This window comes from Nocardia miyunensis NBRC 108239 (assembly GCF_001613065.1).
Lineage (GTDB): Bacteria > Actinomycetota > Actinomycetes > Mycobacteriales > Mycobacteriaceae > Nocardia > Nocardia miyunensis.
The window spans coordinates 472,416-493,255 of sequence record NZ_BDBQ01000001.1 but is presented as its reverse complement, the minus strand read 5'-3'; the positions used below and the strand labels follow the sequence as shown (position 1 = coordinate 493,255).

Below are 20,840 nucleotides of genomic sequence, written 5' to 3'. Positions count from 1 at the left end.
TTTACGTTCATGCTGATCACCTCGGTCCCAGCGGGAACTTCAGCAGGGAGCCCGCGTCGACCCGGATCTGCTGCCCGGTGATGTAGCGGGACTCGTCCGATGCCAGGAACAGCATGAGGTTGGAGATGTCGACGGGCTCGACATAGGGGATAGGCATCGCCTGAAATGTGGTGAAGGCCGGCTCGACATCCTGGCGGGTCGGGCTCTCCAGGTCGGGCCTGAACATGCTGTACAAGCCGTCGTTGTGCAACAGATGGGTGTCGACGTTGGTGGGGTGAACGCAGTTGACGCGAATGAACCTGGGCGCCAAGTGCAGAGCCATCTGTTCGACATATCCCATGAGTGTCTTCTTCGCCCAGCCGTAGCCTGCGCTGCCTGGACCCATGGCAGGGTTGTCCGTGGTGCCCGGCAGCATCGCGGCGGTGGAGCCGGTGACGACGATGGAGCTGTGATCAGGAAGATGCGGCAGCGCCACGGCCACTGCGTTCATGACGCCGAGTAAATCGACATCCGATGCGTCGACGAAGTCCATCGGGTCGGGGTCGCCCATTGCCATCGGTAGGATTCCGGCATTGGCAAGCACGATGTCGAGCCGACCGAGTTCGGATACACCGGCCTGCAGTGCCTTTCGAAGCTGGTCACGTTCGCGGACGTCTGCCTTACGAGTGACGATACGGCGATCGAGTTTCTCGACTAGAGCCTTGGTCTCTTCGAGATCCTCGGGCGTGGCGAGCGGGTACGGATTCGATTCGATCTGCTCGCAGATGTCGACTGCGATGATGTCGGCACCCTCCTGTGCCAGACGCACGGCATGGCTTCTGCCCTGCCCGCGTGCGGCTCCGGTGATGAATGCGACTTTTCCTTCGAGACGGCCTGGCATGTGTGCTTCCTTTTCGGACGAGTGCTGAGCCCGACTGCGCCCTGGTGTGGAGGTCGCTCCGCCGTGCCCTGGTGACGCTAGTTGAAAAAGCGACCCACCACAGAGGAATCTGACATATAGTTTACAAAATTGCCGAGGGTCTGGAACTGCGGGCGGCCAGCTGAGTCTCGCCGGCGCGAGAGTGACTGCGCCACCCTGGCCTGGTATCGCGGTCGCTGCATCCGCGTAGCTGCTGAATAGAAATCTCTTTCGGCTTTGTCTGCGGAACTCCACTCGAAGAGATCTGACGCAATGTACATTAACGTCGGAAGGTTCGACGTGAGGTTGTGTCTCACCGATCCTGTGCCCGACGCACCGGCGCGTACTGCACTGCTGTGCCAAGGTTTTCGATGTTCGAGAGTGCAGCCGAGGAGGCTTCGTTCGGTGGAATTCGATGTAGATGTCGCGATAGTGGGTGCGGGACCGTGTGGAGCGACCCTTGCCAATCTGTTGGGCGTAGCGGGTGTGCGAACGGTGGTTCTGGACAAGAACGTCGGTATCGTCGAGCATCCGCGCGCAGTGGCGATCGACGACGAGTCGCTGCGTTCGTTTCAAGCCGCAGGCGTACTGGCGGACGTACTTCCGGACCTGATTCAGAATGTCCCGATTCGGTACTACAGCTCCAGCGGCAAACAACTGGCACATGTAAGCCCGGTCGGGCAACCCTACGGCTGGCCGCGCCGCAACCTCTTCTTTCAGCCACTCATGGAAGCGGCTCTGCGTAAAGGGTTCGATCGCTTCGATCATGTTCGATTACGGGTGGCATCCGAGGTGACCGACGTGGCGCAGGACGCGAACGGGGTTGAGCTGGCCGCGAAGTCGCCGGACGGCGAGGTTCGAATCCGGGCCAGGTACGTCGTGGGTGCCGACGGCGGCCGCAGCTTCGTACGCGATGCGCTCGGTATTGCCTTGCGCGGCGAGACAGCGCCATCGAAATGGCTCGTGGTGGACGTGAGCGACGACACGTGGGACGCTCCGTTCTCGGCGGTCTACTGCGATCCGGATCGACCCGCGATGACCATTCCACTTCCCTACGGGCATCGTCGATTCGAATTCAAATTGCTACCCGACGAAACGGAAGACGAAGTGGTCACCGACGAGTCGGTGCAACGTCTCGTCGGACGCTTCTACCGGGGAATCCCGACGCCCACCATCTCGCGGCGGCGCGTGTATTGGCATCATTCGCGTACCGCGGAGACCTTCGGTGTCGGCCGCGTCTTCGTGGCGGGCGATGCCGCCCATCTTCAGCCACCGTTCTTCGGGCAGGGCATGAACTCCGGTATCAGGGACGCAACCAACTTGGCGTGGAAGCTCGCTGCTGTCACACAGGGACGTGCGGACGCGCGGTTGCTGGCAACCTACGACGCCGAGCGGCGCGGCAACGCCGAGACCATGGTGTCGTTCGCGACGCGGGTCGGAAGCTATTACCAACCCCGCAATCGTGCGACCGAGATGGTTCGCGACGTGCTGTTTCGCAACGTCCAGCGGATACCCGGCGCGCGTGAATACATACTTCAGATGAAGTACAAACCGGCCCCGCGCTATCGCGACGGCGTCGTGGTCGGTGGAGCGACGAACGACAAGGGGTCGCCGGTCGGTCGGATGTTCGGCCAGCCCTCGGTGCAGACGGCCGACGGTGTTCGCCTCGAGCTCGACGACGCGGTCGGCGGAAACTTCGCGATTCTGGGGTTGACAGCGGACCCGGCGGATCACCTTCGAGACGTGACTCGTGATCGATGGACCGCGTTGGGCGCGAAGCTCTTTCATGTGACCCCCACGTTGACCGCGCGCCGTCACGGATTCGAGACGACGACCGCCACGACGGAGCTCCGCGATATCGCCGGCTATTTCCGCGATCTCTTGCTCGCACGTAAAGACGACGAGGTACTGATTCTGCGGCCCGACAGATACGTGGCAGCGGTATGCCGCAGCAACGATCTCGAAAGGGTCGTCACACAGCTGTGTGACCTCATCGAAACTCCGTCTCGGATAGGAACTCCCGAACATGGCTGATACACGGACGCACGACGTGATAGTTCTCGGCGCCGGTGCTGCGGGTTTGGTTGCCGCGATATCGGCGCACGACGCGGGCGCCGACGTAGGGATCTACGAGAAGGCAGAGCAGGTCGGTGGTACTGCGGCGTGGTCGGGCGGCATGGTCTGGATGCCCAACAACCCGCACATGGCCGCACTCGGTGTTTCCGACAGTTCCGAGGAAGCGCTCATCTACATTCGTTCTTTGACGCACGATCTCGTCGACGACGCCGTTCTCGAATCGTTCGTTCACAAGGGCCCCCAAGTGATCTCTTGGCTGGAAGAACACACTCCCGCCCGGTTCAAGATCATCGAGAATTTCCCCGATTACCACCCCACCCACCCGGGTGCGAAGGAAAACGGTGGCCGCACGCTGATGTGCCCGATGTTTCCGTTCGCCGAGCTGGGGGACTGGGCGGAGAAGGTATGGGTCGGTCATCAGCTACCCGTGAACATTTCGCTGGACGAGACGACGTTCGGCGAGGGCGCGTCCAGCGGTCCCACGGCGGAAGACCTGGCCGCACGGAAGGCCACAGACGCGCGCGGCACCGGGCAGGCTCTGATGGGCGCTCTTCTCAAAGGATGCCTCGACCGTGGTCTGCTGCCGTACACGTCGACACCTGCGCAGTCGCTCGTTGTCGAGGACGGCCGCGTCGTTGGCGTTCGTTTCGGTTCGGAGACAGAGGATTTCGAAGTTCGTGCTCGGCGCGGCGTCATCCTCGCCACCGGCGGTTTCGAACAGAACGCGGAGATGGTGCGCTCGTTCCTCCGTGGGCCACTCGATCGGCCGGTATCGGTACCGACGAACACCGGTGACGGCCTGAAGATGGCGATGCGTATCGGTGCCGGACTCGGAAACATGCGGGAAGCGTGGTGGGCACCCACCATCGACGTCGATCGGCCCGGTCTGGGGCGAGTGCCCTACCTGGTCAACGGAGAGCGTTCACGTCCGCACAGCATCATGGTCAACCGTGCGGGTAACCGGTTCGCCAACGAATCGGCGAACTACAACGCCTTCGGGGCGGCATTTCATTACCTGGACGTGTCGACCTACGACTACAACAATCACCCAGCTTGGCTGCTGTTCGACAACTACTACATGGAGAAGTTCGGTCTGGCAGGCTATTTCCCACCCGCAGCCCTTCCCAACTGGATCGTCACAGCGGGTTCCATCGGAGCGCTCGCGAAGACGATCGACGTGCCGGCAGCTCAGCTGGAAGCCACCGTACTTCGGTGGAACAAACATGCTGTCGACGGCAAGGACCCACAGTTCGGACGTGGTGAGTCGACACTCGACCAGTGGTGGGGCGACCGCGAGGTCGGAGCCAGGTCGGCCGCCAACGTAGCGCCGCTGGATACTGCGCCGTACTACGCCGTGCAGGTGCGCAGCGGCGCGTTGGGCACGAAGGGCGGCCCGAGGACCGATCCGAGCGGGCGCGTTCTCGACGTCGACGGGCTCGAGATCCCCGGACTGTACGCGGCAGGCAACGTGATGGCGTCGGCGATGGGGATGACGTACGGCGGTGCCGGTGGAACTCTGGGACCTGCTTTGGTGTTCGGCTGGTTGGCTGGACGAGACGCCGCCGGCAGTGCTGGAGTCTGACCGGCTCCACGGCCTCATCGGCGCGCGCGGAAGCGACTCCCGACGGCCATGCTCGTGGCCGACATGACGAACACCGGGTCGAACGGTGCGTCTTTTGCAACAGCCCTCGCTGTCCGCGGTGTCAATCCGGTGCCCGCCCGGTGCGAGCGCCGGGTCGGCGCTCGCACTCGACCGAGTTCAGTTCACGCCGGTGACAGGGATCGATCCACCGGTTACCGCTGCGCCGTCGTCCGAAAGAAGGAACTCGATGACGCGCGCGATGTCGGCGGGCTTCGCCCAATCCTCACGCGTCGAATCGGGCATCGCCGCACGATTGCCCGGTGTATCGATCACGAACGGGAGTAGTGCATTGACTCGGATGCGATCGTCGGAATACTCCAGCGCAAGGGTTTCCACGAGTGATACCACCGCTGCCTTCGATGCGATGTACGCCGCCGCACCCGCGAAGGGGCGGCGTGTCGCCGCTGCGGAAATGCAGATGACCGAGCCGCCACCACCGCGGATGAGGTGGGGAAGCGCAGCCTGGGTGACGGTGTAGGCGGTACGAACGTTCAGGTTCAGCTGCGCGTCCAATACGGCGACTGGTTCTTCGTGTACCCGATGGCCGGAGGTGAAGCCACCGACTAGATTGACCAAGCCGAACAAGGGAGCGCCTGGTTCCGCCGCGGCAATCCGGATGGCGTTCTCTAGCGCGGACGGATCCGACAGGTCCGCCTGAACGAGGTGCAGATTCGGGTGTTCACCCAGCCTGGCGAGTTCGTCCCGGACGAGCCAGGGCACGACGACACGCCATCCGGTCCCGAGCAGGTGCGCGGTGACGGCCGAACCGAGACCGCCGGTGCCGCCGGTCACCAGGGCGGTGCGGGTCGTTGTCGAAGTGTCCACGGCCATTTACTTCCCCTGCCAGACCGGTGCGCGCTTCTCGGCGAACGCGCGGGGGCCTTCCTTCGCATCCTGGGAGTGCGCGATCGCGGGGAGTGCGTCGCTCGTCATCGCCCATCCGGCGGCTTCGCCGGGACGAGTTCCATCGGCATTCTGCTGCAAGGCGATTCGCTTGTGCGCCTGAACGGCCAGTGGAGCGTTGGCAGCGATTCTCTCGGCCAGTCCGAGCGCGGTGTCCAGCACCCGGTCAGCAGGCACGACCCGATTGATCAGGTGGAACTCGAGCGCTTGCTGCGCGGTGATCGGGTCACCGGTCAGCAAGAGTTCCATAGCCACCGTCGGTGGCAGCGCGTGGGCGAGCCGAAAGGCCCCACCCGCGCCCGCGATGAGCCCGCGCGTGACTTCGGGCAGGCCGAACACCGCGGAGTCGGCCGCGACGGCCAAGTCGCTGGCGAGCACCAGTTCGGTGCCACCCCCGAGCGCGGGCCCGTTCACCGCGGCGATCGTCGGTTTGGAAATGGCATGGGAGACATAGCCCGCCAGTCCCCACTTCTCGCGTCCTTCGGGGATGACGCTCTCGCCGCGGGCGAGGGCCTTCAGATCGGCGCCTGCGCAGAATGCTTTGTCGCCGGCACCGGTCAGAACGACGACGCGGACATCTGCCTCGTTCTCGGCTTCTTCGAGTGCGTCACCGACGCGAATGCACATCTCGGCATTGACGGCGTTGCGGGCCTGCGGCCGGTTCAGCGTGATGAGCATGACGTGCCCACGACGTTCGATCAAGGCGGGTGCGTCGGCCGTGGTCGTTGTTTCCGACATCGAATTCCTTTGCTGTGCGGTGGTTTTGCTCATTGCCAGGTCGTGCCCGGGGGAGCGGGCGCGCGTGGGGGTGGTGTGGGAACCGGTGACGGGGTGCGGGAGAAGGCCGGGACCGGGCTCGGTTGTACGACGCCGCCGATCGTGGTGAAGGTGCCTCGTGCCCGAAAGTGCGGGTTGTCCGGTGCCTCGGCGAAACTCGACACGGGCGTGACGCAGGCATCGAGGTCCTCGAATATTGCGGCCCAGTGATCGCGTGTGTTCGAGGCGAACCGATCGGCGATGACACTGCGGAGCGTGGGCCACTGCGCCCGGTCATGTTGCGGTGGAACGTCGTTCGGGTCGAGGTCGAGTGCGGCGAGCAACCTGTTGTAGAACAGCGGCTCGAACGCACCTACCGCCATGTACTTACCGTCGGCGCACTCGTAGGTATCCCAGAAAGGGCAACTGCCATCGACGAGGTTGTGTCCTCGGTCGTCGGACCAGGCGCCGGTGGCGCGCATGGACCATGCTTGTTGGGCGAGCAGTGCGGCGCCGTCGGCCATGGCGACGTCCACCACCTGCCCTTGCCCGGAGGACTGTCGTTCCCAGAGCGCGGCCAGGATGCCGGTTACGAGAAACATCGAACCGGCCCCGAAACCGGCGATGAGATTCAGCGGAGGAACCGGCCGTTCGCCTGCGCGCCCCATCGCGTGCAGGATGCCGGTGGGGGCCAGGAAATTGATGTCGTGTCCGGCCTTCCGCGCATTCGGACCGTCCTGCCCCCAGCCGGTGACACGCGCGTACACGAGCCCCGGAAAAAGTCCGAGCATATCCTGTGGCCCGATGCCGAGTCGCTCGGTCACTCCGGGCCGGAAGCCCTCGATGAGGACGTCGGCTCGCTCGGCCAGGGAACGGAGGCGGTCGATTCCGGCCGATGTCTTCAGATCGGCCTCTACCACCACTCGCCCTCGCGAGAGGTGACTGGTGGCCTCCGCGTCGAATTCACCTGGGCGCTGCACTCGGATGACCTCGGCTCCCATGTCCGCCAACAACATCGCCGCATGAGAACTGGGACCGATATTGGCGATCTCGAGCACCCGCAGCCCTGCGAGACTGCCTTCCCGCGCCGATGACGTCATGTCCACACTCGGGCAGCAGATTCCGAGTGCCGTGGTGGCGCGGACGGCACGGCGGGCGGAGTTTCTCCGGCCGGCGGGTCCGCGTGGCCGACGGTGTCGGTAGCCACGCGCTCAGTCGCTGGACGGCAGCGGCTTGGCCGCCTTCAGCGTCAATGCGGTGCCATCGAGTGCGAGCGAGCCTGCGCCGGCCTTGGTGGCGAGTACCTCAACGGTGCCGTCGGCATTGACATATCGCTTGCCGATCGCGGTTCCCTCGGTGAATCCCTCTGTGGCAGTGAGGCCTTCGGCGGGAGTCTCGGACAGCTCGAGCATGAGATATCCACCGCACTGGAGAGCGACGTCGTGACTGCCCGCACGGACGACGATCACCTGAGTGGTGCACACCTGGCTCCGTAGCCTGGCTCCGGTCTTCAGCATTTCTGGTCTCCTCGAATCTCGTACACAACAGCAGTGAACTTCGTCAGGCCTCAGGCCGATGTGGCCTCGGTCGACGCGAGAATGTCCGCGACGATGTTCCTCCGCAGAATTTTCCCGGTGGGGGTGCTCGGCAACGCAGCCCGAAAGACGATGCGATCCGGCGTCCGCGAGCTGCGGAGCTTTGCGCGAGCGAAGTCGCGAAGCTGCTCCTGGCCGGAGGCGGCACCGGGTTCGAGTACCACCACCGCGACGATCGCCTGGCCCCAGTGGTCGTCCGGAATGCCTACGACGGCAACGGATCTGACCAGTGGATGCTCGACGAGCACATCCTCGATCTCCGCCGGCGCGATGTTCTCGCCACCACGAATAATGGTGTCGTCGTTGCGTCCGACGATGAAGAGGAATCCGTCGGCATCCTGATAGGCGAGGTCCTTCGTAGGGAACCACCCTTCGGAGTCGAGCACGGAACCAGAACCCATGTACTCACCAGAAACCTGCGGCCCACGTACCCAGAGTTCGCCCTGTTCGCCGGGCGGAACCGTATTGCCGTCGGCGTCGCGGATCTCGATCTCGATGCCAGGCACCGGGCGCCCGATCGATCCGAGGCGGGCGGCGACTTCCGGATCGTCGCTGTCGAGCGCGTCTCGGTGGTCCTCGGGTCCGAGCAGGGCGATGGTCGAGCTGGTCTCGGTGAGGCCGTAGGCGTTGACGAATCCGACGCCGGGGAACGCACGTAGCGCGGCTTCGAGAGTGGGCCTTGGCATGCGAGCGCCACCGTAGGACAGTGATTTCAACGTCGGAATGTCGACGTGTGCGGCGCCCAGATGATCGACGATGCGGTCGAGCATCGTCGGGACGACCATGGCCGACGTCGCATGCTGCTCGCGGGCGAGCGAAACCCACCGCGCGGCATCGAAGTTGGGGAGGTAGATCATCCGCCTGCACGCGTAGAAGTTGCTGACGATCGTTCCCATTCCGGCCACGTGGTAGGGCGGGACGCTGATGAGGGCAGCGTCGGCTTCGTCCGCCGAACCGAACTCGACCGTGCTCATCACGTAGCTCAGCAGGTGGCTGTGACGCAGCACGACACCCTTGGGTTCGGACGTCGTGCCACTGGTGAACAGCACGATCGCCGGAGCTTCCGGATTGACGTCGATGGCAGGCAACGGCGCGGGTACGCGCTCGCGCCCCTGCATGAACAGTTGGTCGGTGCGCACGACAGGTGCTTCTACTCCGGAGACGGTGTGCTCGTACGAGCGGTCGACTACGACCACGGCTCCGTCGATCCGAGCGATCAACGCTTCCAGCGCACCGGCAGCGAGCCGGTAGTTGACGGGGGTGAACGGGATACCGGCGTAGGCCGAAGCGAAAAGCAGGGTGGGGAGTTCGAGACCCGAGCCACCCAGGAACACAACACCTTTGGCTCCGGACTCGATGAGAACACTGCCGACACCCGCCACCGACTCGGCGAACTGCTGGTAGCTCAGTGAAGAGTCTTCGACGGAGACGGCGATGCGGTCAGGGTTACCCGAGACCGCCATCTCCAAAATCAGGGAAATGCTCATGGGCGGCTGTCCACTCCTGGTGGTGTCGTGCTAACTCTCCCAGCACGATAGGCCATATTCTGACAGCTTGTCCACAATCGGGAAATGAGGAGACCCTTGATCGGGGACTGGGCTCGGAGTATAGCCACTGACCTGCAAAGAGGGATAGTGCCGCGCATCGGAGCATGACTGTTCCGCGGATTCTGCTGTCAGATATCCTTCGGATTCGATAGCTTTAATCTGACATCTGAGGTCACAAACTTCGGTGACCGGTGTCCGCTCACCCGATCGAAAGGTAGTACCGCCATGGCATTGGCGATCTCGGAGGAACACAAGGACCTTGCTGACGTGGCGGTATCTCATCTGGCGCGGCACAAGGCGCGCCAGACCGCGCGGGGGACACTGGACTGTGTCACCGACTTCTCGGCGCTACCCCTGTGGGCCGCCACGGCAGAACTCGGATGGCTCGGGTTGCATCTCCCCGAAGAGTACGGCGGGTCCGGATTCGGGCTGCCGGAACTGAGTGTCGTCCTCGAGGCGCTGGGACACGAAGTGTCACCCGGACCGTTTCTGCCTACCGTGGCCGCTTCTGCCGTCATCGATCGCTGCGCGCCGGACGCGGTGCGATCCGCGCTCCTGCCCGGACTGGCCGCCGGAAGCACCGTCGGGGCTCTCGGGTTGTCGGACGGGCTCGTCCTGGATGGGGACGGAATTCTCAGCGGGGAGAGCCGAGCGGTTCTCGGCGCACCGGATGCCGACGTCCTGGCGTTGCTCGTCGGCGACGACGTCGTGCTCCTCGATCCCACTGCGGCGGGAGTATCGATCGAGGTTCAGAAGGGACTCGATCCGACGCGTCGGATCGGCAAGGTAACCGTCGCCGGTGCAGTGGTCGAATCCGACAGAGTTCTACGCGGGGCGGCGCGAAGCGCCACAACGTTGTTCCGCATCCTTGCCTCGGCGGAGGCGGTGGGCAGCTCGCTCGCATGCCTCGAGGAGGCGACCGCATACGCGAAGACACGGGAACAGTTCGGCCGGGCCATCGGCACATTTCAGGCGGTCAAGCATCACTGCGCGAATATGCTCATCGAGGCGGAGAAGACAGTCGCGGCAACCTGGGATGCCGCTCGCTCGAGCGATGTGGAGGGCGCGTGGTTCGCCGCCGCGGTCGCGGCGTCGCACGCGGCGCGGGCTCAGGTCATGACCGCGCGCACCAACATTCAGCTCCACGGCGGAATCGGGTTCACCTGGGAGCACGATGCGCACCTGTATCTGCGGCGCGCTCAGACCGTTGCGGCACTGTTGGACGACCGAGAGCCGCTGTCGGACATCACGGCCGCGTTCCGATCCGGCGAAGCGCACGGTGCGTTGTTCGAATTGCCGGACGAGGCGGACAAATACCGCACGGATGCCCGCGACGCCGTCGAGCACCTGGCCACGCTTCCCGAGTCCGAGCGTCGGAACTTCCTGGTGGACAGCGGGTATCTCGTCCCGCATTGGCCTGCTCCGTGGGGCCGAGCTGCTGGAGTGATCGAGCAGTTGGTGATCGAAGAGGAATTCCGGGGAGTCGACCTTCCCGAACTCGGGATCGGTGGGTGGGTGAACCTGACGATCTCGCAGGAAGGTACGGACGAGCAGAAGGAGCGGTGGGTCGATGACGTTCTTCGTGGTAACACCGACTGGTGTCAGCTCTTCAGTGAGCCGGGCGCGGGATCGGATGCCGCAGCAGTGCGTACTGCGGGTAAGCGCGTCGAGGGCGGCTGGCGGGTCACCGGGCAGAAAGTGTGGACCAGCGCCGCGCTGCACTGCAAATGGGGATTGGCGACGGTGCGCACCGACCCCACTGCGTCCAAGCACGCCGGAGTATCGATGATGGCGATCGATCTCGAGGCCCCCGGAGTCGAGGTCAGACCGCTGCGTGAAATCACCGGCGACGAATTGTTCAACGAGGTCTTCTTCGATGATGTCTTCGTGCCCGACGCCGATGTGGTCGGCGGAGAAGGCCAGGGCTGGAAGGTCGCTCGTGCCACGCTCGGTAACGAGCGGGTGTCCATCGGCGGCGGGAGCGGTTCGATCGGATTCACCGGCGTCGAACTGGTCAAGCTGCTCGACGGATCCACACCCCCGCGCATCGACGATGAGCGTGCGGTGGGTGAGATGCTCGCCGAAGAACATACGCTGCGGCTACTGAATCTCCGCCAGGCCGCGCGGGCGATCATCGGTGCCGGGCCAGGGCCCGAGGCAAACGTGACCAAGCTGCTCAAAGCCGAACATTCGCAGCGGATCACGAACCTCGGGATGGAACTGGCGGGGACCGGGGCGGTGACGGGAGAGTCACCGGACCTGTCCTACGACTACCTGTTCACCCGGTGTCTGACGATCGCAGGCGGGACGTCGGAGATCATGCGAAACACCATCGCCGAGCGTCTGCTCGGACTTCCCCGAGATCCCCTCACTCGCTGACGGACAGGAACCAGAGGCAAGCACCATGACCGAGTTGCCGCTCGACGACATCACCGTCGTCAGCCTCGAGCAGGCGGTCGCTGCGCCGTACGCCACTCGACAACTGGCGGACCTCGGCGATGGGGCTCGGTTCAGACGCCCTGGCGCTGAGTCACCCGTCGCTGATCGTGTGCAAATGTCGGGAATCTGACGTTCTGCTCTACCAACGACATCGGTCCGGTTCGCTCGGAGTACTCCGAGCGAACCGGACCGATGTGCTCGATGCGACTGTCGGCTCGGTCTACTTGGGCGAGAACCGCAGCGCGCCGTCGATCCGGATCACCTCACCGTTCAGATAGTCGTTCTCGGCGATGTGCTGCACGAGCCCGGCGTATTCGGACGGGCTGCCCATGCGGTTGGGGAACGGAACGTTCGACCCCCAGAACTTCTCGGCCTCTTCACGTTCCATCCGGAACGCAGGGGTGAAGAACGTTCCCGGAGCGATTGCCATGACGCGAATGCCGAGCTTGGTCAGATCGCGTGCGGCGGGCAGGGTGAGGCCGACGACGCCACCCTTGGCTGCCGAGTACGCGGTCTGACCGATCTGGCCTTCGAAGGCGGCGATACTGGCGGTGTTGATGATGACGCCGCGCCCGCTTTCGCCGGCGGGCTCGTTCCGGGCCATGCTGGCGGCACCGAGTCGCAGCACGTTGAACGTGCCGTTGAGGAACAGGTTGATGTACCACTGGAACTGCTCGAACGACGCCGGTTCGCCGTCCTTACCGACCACTCGGGACGCTCCGGCGCCGCCGCCGTGCGCATTGACGACGATTCGTAACGAGGCGAGTTCGTTCGCTGCGGCCAGTGCGGCGTTGACGCTGGTCTCATCCATCACATCGGTGCTGACGTACCTGACCTTCCCGCCCAGCTCGGCCTCGAGCGCCTTGCCCTTCTCGTCGTTGAGATCGGCGATGACGACCGCGGTGCCCTTGGCCGCGAGCTGACGGACGGTTGCCTCACCGAGGCCACCTGCGCCCCCGGTGACGAGCGCGGACGCTGTGCTGATGTCCATATGATGGATCCTCTCCTGGCGCGAGTGTCGTGACGTGGTGAGTACTCGTGGCCGAGACGGTGCGTACCGGTCCACCACCTTAAAATGACACAAACGTCAGAAATATTCAAGAAGGACGACGAATGGTGTCGTATCAGCACATTCAATCCGGGAACATGCTGTCAGATGCTGCTGAAATCAGCGCGCTCGAGTGAAAAATCCGCGTCGCACGCCAGCGATCAGGAGATCGAGAACCTCGTCGCGCGACAGAGGCGTCGGGAGCTCCTGAATGGCCTCTGGCACGCGAGCGATGACGGCGCGGAAGATCAGTGCCGCCATCACCGGGTCGAACGGGTAGTCGCGCTTACGCGAGCTGACGGCTCGTAGCAACGCGCTGTCCATCTTCGCCTGCCCGAACGACCCCAGGCGCAGGACGATGTCGCTGTCGGTACTGTGTTCGGTCCAGGCGTCGATGGTGCCGGCGAAGCGATGCGAGAAGTGAACGTATTCGTCGAGCCACTGGCGGAATTCGGTGTCGTCCGAGGCCATCGGGTCGATCCGCATGATCCGGTCAGCGAAATCGACTGTCGACGCGATGGCTTCGGTACTCAGTGCGACCAGAAGGTCCTGCTTCTCGCTGAAGTACTTGTAGAAGGTGCCGCGCGCAAGACCTGCCTGTTCGACGATGTCGTCGACGCTCGTGCGGTGGTAGCCCCGCTCACGAAACTGAACGGCACCCGCTTCCACCAGCGACTGCACCGTGTTGACCGCGCGCTTGCTCAATCCGGCGGTGCGATCTTGCATGGTGAGTCCCGCTACTTCGGGAATCGGAGGGACATCTATGGATTCGTGCCCCACCGCGCTGAGTCCCAGGCCGCTCAGTACCGAGTCGGGCGTATCGGGAAACAACATCAGCTGTAGGAAGACCGACACCGAGTCGACCACCGACTGTGTGTCGCGGCCGTAAGCGCGGTCGGTGTGAATGAACAGGTTCATCCTGTGCACCACCGCGGTCATCGTCGCGGCAGCGGCGCCGGCGTCCATCCCGACCAGTCCGGAGGACACCAGGCGATCGGCGATCCGGTGGTTGTATCCGCCGACGAATCGATTGATTTCCGGGCGTACTGCGGTATCCGAGGACGCGACCCCCGTCCACTGCACGAACATGGTGGAGTACTTCTCGAAGACCCAGCTCCATTCACCGAGCCACCAGTTCAGGTTGTCGAATCCCACGTCCGTGGGACCCAGTGGCCCGATCCGGCGCGCGACCCGGAACAGGGCGCGGCCGCACTCCTCCAGGAGTTCGAGAAAGATCGCGTCCTTGCCGGGAAAGTACTGGTACAAGGTGGCGCGGGAGATTCCCGCACCCTTCGCGATGGTATCGACCGAGGTATTGAAGAATCCGACTTCACCGAAGAGTTCGAGTGACACTTCGACGATTTTGCTGCGCGTGTTCGCGCCCCGTGTCCCCACCTCAGGACTCGATGGGCCATAACTTGCGCGACGAGTGATCGGATTATCTGACATCAATGAACAGCTTATGACGAGATGTGCCCGCATAGCGAACCGGCGCCATGGTGTGCCTTGGTTACGAGCCGATGTCGATCCGGAATTCGGCGGTGCCGGTGATCGCCGCCCCACCGGTCTGACGCGTGCAGGTCAGCTCAACGGTGACGAGTTGCCCTCCATCAGAGGTCGGTCGGGTGTCGGTGACTTCGCCCGTGCAGGTCAGAATGTCCCCCGGCCACACCTGTTCCTTGAACCGGACCCCGAACCGACGAAGGTTGGTCGCGCCGAGCCAGTCGGTGGCGAACGTGGCCAGGAGCGCGGACTGATGCATTCCTTGGGAGAACACCGACGGATGGCCCGCTGCTCGGGCGATGATGTCGTCATAGTGCATCGGGTTCAGATCACCTGACGCACCGGAGTATCGAACGAACATCTGCGTGGTCAGCGGTCCGAAGGTGCGGGGCTGCGCCCTGGTTCCGACGGCAATTGCGGTAGCGGTCCCGGTCATTTCGACTCTCCTCTGGCTGCTGTCTGGATGAACGTGGCACGTGCTTCGGCGATCAACGCGCCCTCGGGGGAGCGGAACTCGGTGGCGACGACGGCGAACGTCATCTCACCGCCACGCTTACCGGGCTTGGCGTAACGGTCCAGAACTCGTTCCTGCGCGATGAGTTTGTCACCGGCTCGGGGTAGTTCGCCGTGGAAGATGTACTCCTGCTCGCCATGGAGCAGTCGTTTGCGATCGAATCCCACTGTCACACGGGCACCCGGCGGTGCCCACTGCACGGCATTGATCAGAAACGTCGGCGGAACAACGGCTTCGGGTCCCTGGTAGGCCTCGTTGTCCGACTGCATCGCGGCGGCGAACTCGCGGATCTTGCCGCGTTCGATGAACACTTCCCAGCTGTCGCCCACTGTGCCGACTGGTGCGGGAGTGGGGGATTCGGTCGTCATGGCCGGGTGTCTCCTCTGTTGAAGGTGATCGGTGCGATAGCGCTCGACGAGCGCCACCGCTGTCGTGGGATAACTGCGGGCGGTGGTTTCATCGAGTCCGTCGCGAATGAGCAGCAGAGCAAGACGATTGGTGATGAGAGCCAGCACCACCGCAGCCAGCAGCTGGAAGTAGGAGATGTCGCCGATGAGTCGCCCGCCGAAGCTCAGGTAACGGCGGACCGTTTCCTCGTCATCGGGAACTCCCAGCATTCTGGTGAAGCCGAGCGCCTCACAGAGGTAGCGCTCGAACATCAGCCACCATCCGAGGTCGATGTCCGCCGGACCGGTCGATGCTGTCTCCCAGTCGTAGAGTGCTGAAACCGACAGATCCTCGGCAAACGACATGTTGCCTACCCGGGCGTCCCCCCAGACCACGGTCTCGGCATCGGTATGCGGCGCGTGTTCGAGTAACTCCGTCATCGCCGATGCGAGTTCCTCGGTACCCACGACGAGATCATTGCGCCGCTGTTCGTACCAGCGTCGTACGTTGTCGACGTAGCGCTCGAGTGGCGTTCCGCCGGTGCCGGGTCCGCGCAGGAATGCGAGATCTTCGGCATCGTCGATCTGGTGCACAGCAACAAGTGCGCGTAATGCGTTGTCACACATCGCTTCCCGCTGATCAACGGTGAGCTCGGTGGTCCAGCCACGTTTGTGCCAGCTCGGGACATCCGACGGCGTGCGGCCTTCGACACGTTCCATCAGGTAGAACGGAGCGCCGAGCACCGCCGAGTCTCGTTCGGTGAGAACGATTGTCGGCGTCGACACACCGGCGTGGCGGCCGAGTATCCGCATCACCTCGGCCTGGCGGACCGCATCGGGTTCGGTGAAGAGTTGATGATCGGCAGCCTGCATTCTCAGAACCAGGTCGCGGATTACGCGCACACCGGCGGCATCGGTCCAGGACGCAGTGAAGAACACCGTTTTGCCGGAGTAGCCGGCGTTCGGTGCGGAGAATTCGGATATCTCGAAGTCGGTGTGAGCGGTCGGTGCCAATCGGTCGGGCAACCACTGTTCGAGTGTGGCGCGGACATCTCCCGCGAGTTGCCCTCGTGTCGCCGTGTAACCCATGTGCTCCCTCGAGTCTGAACGTCAGTTGCGGCTTGTGGCATATAGGCCGACGCGGGACCGCAGCCGCCCACAGGTTCCCGACTATTGCAGAAGTATGTGACCAATACTGTCAGAATAGACGAATGAATCACGAAGAATCCACCCGTGTGGCAGCGCTGAGCGACAAGCCGACCGCCGCATCCGCGCCGACAGACTTGCCGTTGGGCGGCTATGCGCTGCCCGGTCGCGTTCGCGATCCGCGACCGGCGATCGCACAGGCCATCGCAGCGGAGCGCCTGGGAATGAGCACCCTGTGGCTCAGCGAACGGTGGGGCACCAAGGACTTCGGCGTGCTTGCGGGCGCGTTCAGTCAGGTCACCAGCACCATCGAGATCGCTGCGGGTATCACGCACTTTCAGTCTCGGCACCCGGCCCTGCTCGCGTCGTTGGCGATGACAGCGCAGGGGCTGTCGAACGGTCGTGTCGTACTCGGCATCGGTCGCTCGGTCGACAAGATGTGGAGTGCGGTGGGACTGCCGAAGTCCACCAACGCATCCATGGTCGATTCCCTCGACATCTTTCGTCGGCTGTGTCGTGGCGAGAAGGTGAAGTACGACGGACCAGCGGGAACATTCCCATCGCTGCGCTTGACCGATGTGCCGGAGATGCCCACCCCACCGTTGGTGTTCGCGGCCATCGGACCCAAGGGACTCGAACTCGCCGGCCGCCATTTCGACGGGGTCTTGTTGCATCCTTTCCTGACGCCGGAGGCTGTTCGGCGCTCGGCGGATGTGGTGCGTGAGGCCGCGACCGCTGCGGGACGGGACCCGAAGTCGGTGCGGATCTACGCCACCGTCATCGTCGCGTCCGGAATGTCCGAGGAGGAAGAAGCGGCGGTCGTCGGCGGTCGTGCGGTGTCCTACTACCAGATTCCTACGTTCGGAGAGCAGTTGGCGACGGTGAACGGCTGGGATGTGCAGCGGCTGGCCGGCGTTCGTGACCATCCACACCTGGCCGGTGTTCGCGGCGCGGCCGATTCGGTACTCGAGCGTGATCAGATGGTCGAGGTCGCCCGTGCGCTGCCCGAGCAGTGGATACGCCGTGCGGCGGCGCTGGGAACTCCGAGCGAATGCTGGGAGATGTTCGAGCGGTATCGCGACGCGGGCGCGGACGAACTCGTTTTGCACGGCAGCACCCCGGATCAACTCGGAGACGTTGTCGGCGCCCGCCCGCGAGCGAGCCTTGCCGAAAAGTGACATTACTGCCAGAATCGAGGTTCGGTGGCTGCGGTGTGTGCCGCCGTGGCCGATCGAGAGGTATCGAAAGTGCACGATTACGACGGCGCCTACATCAGCGGCAAGTGGCGGGCAGGCACCGGTGAACGGATAGCGGTGTGTTCCCCCGCGGACGGCTCCGTCCTGGGCCACGTCACCGCCGCGACGACGGACGACGTCGATGCCGCGGTCGACGCGGCGCATCAGGCGGGGACCGTCGGACCATGGGCATCGACCACCGCAGCCGAACGTGCCGCTGCGATCGGTCGATTGGCCGACGAGATCCAGGCACGATCGAGTGCCTTGGCCGATGTCGTGTCCGCGGAGGTGGGATCACCACGGAAGTGGGCCTCGTTCGGTCAAATCGGCGTGACCATCGGTGTGTTGCGGACTTACCAGAAGATCACCGAAGACTTCGTTTTCGAGGACACTCGCCCCTCCGCCATGGGCGGGCAGGTGCTGGTGCAGCGGCTTGCGGTGGGTGTGGTCGGTGCGATTCTTCCGTGGAACGCGCCGTTGTTCACCGCCGCGCTCAAGCTTGCGCCCGCGCTCGCCGCAGGCTGCACCGTAGTACTCAAGCCATCGCCCGAAGCTCCTCTCGCCCTGTCGATGCTCACCGAGGCTATCGAGGCAGCGAGCCTGCCCGACGGCGTGATCAACATCGTCTCCGGGGGCATCGAGACGGGTGAAGCGCTGGTGTCGCACCACGGTGTGGACAAGATCAGCTTCACCGGGTCCACCGCGGCAGGAAAGAAGATCGGTGCGGCCTGCGCTGCGGACGTTCGTCGGTGTGTCCTGGAACTGGGTGGTAAATCCGCCGCCGTCGTGCTGGACGACGTAGTCCTCGACGACGAGACGGTGGGTGGGCTCGTCACCGGTGTGATGGCGAACAACGGCCAGATCTGCGTCGCTCAGACTCGCATTCTGGTACCCGAGTCTCGGTACGACGAGGTTGTCGACGCTCTGGGAGCCGCTGCAGGGCGGATGAAGGTCGGCGATCCCGCCGATCGAGCGACGCAGGTCGGCCCGGTCATCAATCGTGCTGCGCGCGACCGCATAGAGAACGTTGTCGCTCGAGCACAATCGGACGGTGCGCGCGTAGTCGCCGGCGGCGTCCGGCCGGAGGGGCTGGATTCGGGATGGTTCGTCGCGCCGACGATCGTTGCCGATGTCGACAATCGTGCCGAGATCGCTCGAGCGGAACTGTTCGGTCCGGTGGCGGTGGTGATCGCCTATCGGGACGACGACGACGCCGTGGCGCAGGCCAACGATTCCGACTACGGACTTGCCGCAGCGGTGTGGTCCGCCGATCGTGCACGGGCTGCGCGCGTGGCGGCGCGACTGCGCGTCGGATCGGTGTCCATCAACTCGCCGGGGCCAATCGACTTCGGATCTCCCTTCGGGGGATTCAAGCAGTCGGGCATCGGCCGTGAGGGTGGTCCCGAAGGTATCGACGGATTCGTCGAGCCTCGATCGATCATTCTCTGATTCACCCCACATTTTCGTTGGAAGGACATTCATGCAGACCCAGGCAGCCGTTCTGTGGGAACGCAATTCGCCCTGGTCGATCGAGACGATCGAACTCGATGCGCCGAAGGAACAGGAAGTGCTCGTCGAGTTGCACGCATCGGGAATGTGCCACTCGGATGAGCACATAGTGACCGGTGACATGCCGTTCGCATTGCCGTGCATCGGTGGACACGAAGGTGCGGGCGTCGTGAAAGCGGTGGGGTCGCACGTGTCGTGGATCGAGCCGGGTGACCATGTCGTATTCAGTTTCATCCCATCCTGCGGACGGTGTCCCTCATGTTCGACAGGGCATCAGAACCTGTGCGATCTCGGTGCGAAGATATACAGCGGCAAGCAGATTCAGGACGGGACGGCGCGCCACCACATCCGTGAGCAGGATCTGGCGCTGGCCTGTGGCATCGGTTCCTTCGCCAAGCACACCGTCGTGAACGAAGCCAGCTGCATCAAGATCGACCCGCACCACGCGCTGGACCGCGCGTGCCTGCTGGGATGCGGGTTCATCACCGGGTGGGGATCTGCGGTCTACACCGCGGACGTCCGGCCTGGTGAAACAGTGGTCGTGGCCGGTGTCGGTGGTATCGGTGCCGCGGCGATCCAGGGCGCGAGGCTGGCCGGTGCGCGCACGATCACGGCGATCGACCCCAACGAGTTCAAGCGGGAGATGGCACTGAAGATGGGCGCCACTCATGTGGCGGCGTCTTGGGAAGAGGCCAAAGCGGTTGTCGCAGAGGCTACCTGGAATCGTGGCGCGGACAAGTTCATCACGGCCATGGGTGTCGGTGAGGGCAGCCTGGTGTCGAAGGCCCTCGCGATGATCGCCAAGCGTGGCCGGTTGGTCGTCACCAACATCCATCCCATGCTCGAGCGCGAGGTGTCCGCGAATCTGATGGATCTGACACTGCAGGAGAAGCAGATCGTAGGAAGTCTCTATGGTTCGGCGAATCCCCGTGGCGACATCCCGAAGGTTCTCGAACTGTGGGGTGCGGGTTCGGTGGACCTCGACGCGATGGTCACTCGGACCTACCCGCTCGAGAAGGTCAATGACGGTTATGACGACATGCGCGCCGGCCGTAACATCCGCGGCGTGCTCAGCTACACCGCTGCGGAGGCATCCGTGGTGTAGTCGAAACCGGACGCATGAGCCCCTGCCGCTTTTCTCTCGGAAGCAGCAGGGGCTCTGAGGTTTCCGGACTCGGGAGTGGTTCCGTGGCCGCGCGTTCGAGTCCGGTATCGGTACCGAACGGACTATTCGGAAGCAGTGCCGCCGCCACCGACCCGATGATCGCCACCGGAACGCATTGCAGGAAGGGGTCGCGGATCGTCGCCGCCAATTCGCCCGAATCGCAGGAGGTCTGCCGAACGCACCGGACCTACGGCGGTGACCCACCCGCTCCGGCCCCCGAGCGTGCGAACGGAGGTCGACATTCCGGCAGTGGGGGAGAGTCCCGCGTACAACGATGAGACGACAAGCACCCGATTGCCGCGAGCAGCAATCGGGTGTGCGAGAGGCGGTCTGGGAGCGCGCCCGGATTCTCGGACTGACGGTCGTGGTGAGCAACAACGACGCGGCAAACCGAGCGTACGTCGGCCGACCCGCCCCGGGATCGACTGTCATCACGGGAAGTGACCTCACGATGGTCGTCGATGCCAGGGCGGCCGGC

Annotated in this window: 16 protein-coding genes and 1 pseudogene; 6 read left to right on the top strand and 11 right to left on the bottom strand. The window is 64.0% G+C overall.

Features of this window, described 5'->3' with window-relative positions:
• Positions 1-16: 16 nt before the first annotated feature.
• Positions 17-880, bottom strand: coding sequence for a mycofactocin-coupled SDR family oxidoreductase (locus tag NM2_RS02260; protein WP_067663061.1), 864 nt, complete (start codon positions 878-880; stop codon positions 17-19).
• A gap of 423 nt (positions 881-1,303) precedes the next feature.
• On the opposite strand from NM2_RS02260, the gene NM2_RS02255 reads away from it, so the two are divergent.
• The gene (locus tag NM2_RS02255) at positions 1,304-2,932 is read left to right on the top strand and encodes a bifunctional 3-(3-hydroxy-phenyl)propionate/3-hydroxycinnamic acid hydroxylase (protein WP_067663058.1); all 1,629 of its coding nucleotides are present in this window, start codon (positions 1,304-1,306) and stop codon (positions 2,930-2,932) included.
• Entirely contained in the window at positions 2,925-4,556 is a 1,632-nt protein-coding gene (locus NM2_RS02250) for an FAD-dependent oxidoreductase (protein WP_067663055.1), read from the top strand. Before NM2_RS02255 ends, NM2_RS02250 begins: the two co-directional genes overlap by 8 nt.
• A 177-nt stretch (positions 4,557-4,733) precedes the next feature.
• Here NM2_RS02250 and NM2_RS02245 read toward each other — a convergent pair whose 3' ends face one another.
• The 5 genes from NM2_RS02245 to NM2_RS02225 all read right to left on the bottom strand — a co-directional run bounded on the left by NM2_RS02245 (position 4,734) and on the right by NM2_RS02225 (position 9,357).
• The gene (locus NM2_RS02245; RefSeq protein ID WP_245717791.1) at positions 4,734-5,441 is read right to left on the bottom strand and encodes an SDR family NAD(P)-dependent oxidoreductase; all 708 of its coding nucleotides are present in this window, start codon (positions 5,439-5,441) and stop codon (positions 4,734-4,736) included.
• 6 nt (positions 5,442-5,447) lie between these two features.
• Complete coding sequence (locus NM2_RS02240; protein ID WP_067663049.1) at positions 5,448-6,257, bottom strand: crotonase/enoyl-CoA hydratase family protein; 810 nt, start codon at positions 6,255-6,257, stop codon at positions 5,448-5,450.
• Positions 6,258-6,286: 29 nt separating this feature from the next.
• Positions 6,287-7,375: a CaiB/BaiF CoA transferase family protein gene (locus NM2_RS02235; RefSeq protein WP_067663046.1), complete on the bottom strand. Its 1,089-nt coding sequence runs from the start codon at positions 7,373-7,375 to the stop codon at positions 6,287-6,289.
• A 111-nt stretch (positions 7,376-7,486) separates the two neighbouring features.
• Positions 7,487-7,792: a hypothetical protein gene (locus NM2_RS02230; RefSeq protein ID WP_067663043.1), complete on the bottom strand. Its 306-nt coding sequence runs from the start codon at positions 7,790-7,792 to the stop codon at positions 7,487-7,489.
• A 50-nt stretch (positions 7,793-7,842) separates the two neighbouring features.
• Positions 7,843-9,357: a class I adenylate-forming enzyme family protein gene (locus NM2_RS02225; RefSeq protein ID WP_067663039.1), complete on the bottom strand. Its 1,515-nt coding sequence runs from the start codon at positions 9,355-9,357 to the stop codon at positions 7,843-7,845.
• Between the two features lie 285 nt (positions 9,358-9,642).
• Between NM2_RS02225 and NM2_RS02220 the strand changes: the two genes are divergently transcribed.
• A complete protein-coding gene (locus tag NM2_RS02220; RefSeq protein WP_067663036.1) occupies positions 9,643-11,796 on the top strand; it encodes an acyl-CoA dehydrogenase family protein in 2,154 nt (717 codons plus the stop codon).
• A gap of 280 nt (positions 11,797-12,076) precedes the next feature.
• Here NM2_RS02220 and NM2_RS02215 read toward each other — a convergent pair whose 3' ends face one another.
• The 5 genes and pseudogenes from NM2_RS02215 to NM2_RS02195 form a co-directional block, all read right to left on the bottom strand.
• On the bottom strand, positions 12,077-12,847 hold the full coding sequence (locus NM2_RS02215) for an SDR family NAD(P)-dependent oxidoreductase (protein WP_067663033.1): 771 nt from the start codon (positions 12,845-12,847) through the stop codon (positions 12,077-12,079).
• A gap of 177 nt (positions 12,848-13,024) precedes the next feature.
• Complete coding sequence (locus NM2_RS02210) at positions 13,025-14,353, bottom strand: TetR/AcrR family transcriptional regulator (RefSeq protein WP_067663030.1); 1,329 nt, start codon at positions 14,351-14,353, stop codon at positions 13,025-13,027.
• A 61-nt stretch (positions 14,354-14,414) separates the two neighbouring features.
• Positions 14,415-14,843: a MaoC/PaaZ C-terminal domain-containing protein gene (locus NM2_RS02205; RefSeq protein WP_067663027.1), complete on the bottom strand. Its 429-nt coding sequence runs from the start codon at positions 14,841-14,843 to the stop codon at positions 14,415-14,417.
• The gene (locus NM2_RS02200; protein WP_067663345.1) at positions 14,840-15,289 is read right to left on the bottom strand and encodes an FAS1-like dehydratase domain-containing protein; all 450 of its coding nucleotides are present in this window, start codon (positions 15,287-15,289) and stop codon (positions 14,840-14,842) included. Before NM2_RS02200 ends, NM2_RS02205 begins: the two co-directional genes overlap by 4 nt.
• A 291-nt stretch (positions 15,290-15,580) precedes the next feature.
• Positions 15,581-16,396 (bottom strand): annotated as a pseudogene (locus NM2_RS02195) (phosphotransferase family protein); the annotation flags it as partial.
• Positions 16,397-16,518: 122 nt separating this feature from the next.
• On the opposite strand from NM2_RS02195, the gene NM2_RS02190 reads away from it, so the two are divergent.
• From NM2_RS02190 to NM2_RS02180, 3 genes are all read left to right on the top strand, one after another.
• On the top strand, positions 16,519-17,631 hold the full coding sequence (locus NM2_RS02190) for a TIGR03857 family LLM class F420-dependent oxidoreductase (RefSeq protein WP_084530380.1): 1,113 nt from the start codon (positions 16,519-16,521) through the stop codon (positions 17,629-17,631).
• A gap of 69 nt (positions 17,632-17,700) precedes the next feature.
• Entirely contained in the window at positions 17,701-19,137 is a 1,437-nt protein-coding gene (locus NM2_RS02185) for an aldehyde dehydrogenase family protein (protein ID WP_067663339.1), read from the top strand.
• Positions 19,138-19,168: 31 nt separating this feature from the next.
• A complete protein-coding gene (locus NM2_RS02180; protein ID WP_067663024.1) occupies positions 19,169-20,302 on the top strand; it encodes an NDMA-dependent alcohol dehydrogenase in 1,134 nt (377 codons plus the stop codon).
• Positions 20,303-20,840 lie beyond the last annotated feature (538 nt).

Coding starts and splice junctions, on each gene's coding strand:
- NM2_RS02260 (WP_067663061.1), bottom strand. CDS start 880: ATGCCAGGCCGTCTCGAAGGAAAAGTCGCATTCATCACCGGAGCCGCA.
- NM2_RS02250 (WP_067663055.1), top strand. CDS start 2,925: ATGGCTGATACACGGACGCACGACGTGATAGTTCTCGGCGCCGGTGCT.
- NM2_RS02240 (WP_067663049.1), bottom strand. CDS start 6,257: ATGTCGGAAACAACGACCACGGCCGACGCACCCGCCTTGATCGAACGT.
- NM2_RS02235 (WP_067663046.1), bottom strand. CDS start 7,375: ATGACGTCATCGGCGCGGGAAGGCAGTCTCGCAGGGCTGCGGGTGCTC.
- NM2_RS02230 (WP_067663043.1), bottom strand. CDS start 7,792: ATGCTGAAGACCGGAGCCAGGCTACGGAGCCAGGTGTGCACCACTCAG.
- NM2_RS02225 (WP_067663039.1), bottom strand. CDS start 9,357: ATGAGCATTTCCCTGATTTTGGAGATGGCGGTCTCGGGTAACCCTGAC.
- NM2_RS02220 (WP_067663036.1), top strand. CDS start 9,643: ATGGCATTGGCGATCTCGGAGGAACACAAGGACCTTGCTGACGTGGCG.
- NM2_RS02215 (WP_067663033.1), bottom strand. CDS start 12,847: ATGGACATCAGCACAGCGTCCGCGCTCGTCACCGGGGGCGCAGGTGGC.
- NM2_RS02210 (WP_067663030.1), bottom strand. CDS start 14,353: ATGTCAGATAATCCGATCACTCGTCGCGCAAGTTATGGCCCATCGAGT.
- NM2_RS02205 (WP_067663027.1), bottom strand. CDS start 14,843: ATGACCGGGACCGCTACCGCAATTGCCGTCGGAACCAGGGCGCAGCCC.
- NM2_RS02200 (WP_067663345.1), bottom strand. CDS start 15,289: ATGACGACCGAATCCCCCACTCCCGCACCAGTCGGCACAGTGGGCGAC.
- NM2_RS02190 (WP_084530380.1), top strand. CDS start 16,519: ATGAATCACGAAGAATCCACCCGTGTGGCAGCGCTGAGCGACAAGCCG.
- NM2_RS02180 (WP_067663024.1), top strand. CDS start 19,169: ATGCAGACCCAGGCAGCCGTTCTGTGGGAACGCAATTCGCCCTGGTCG.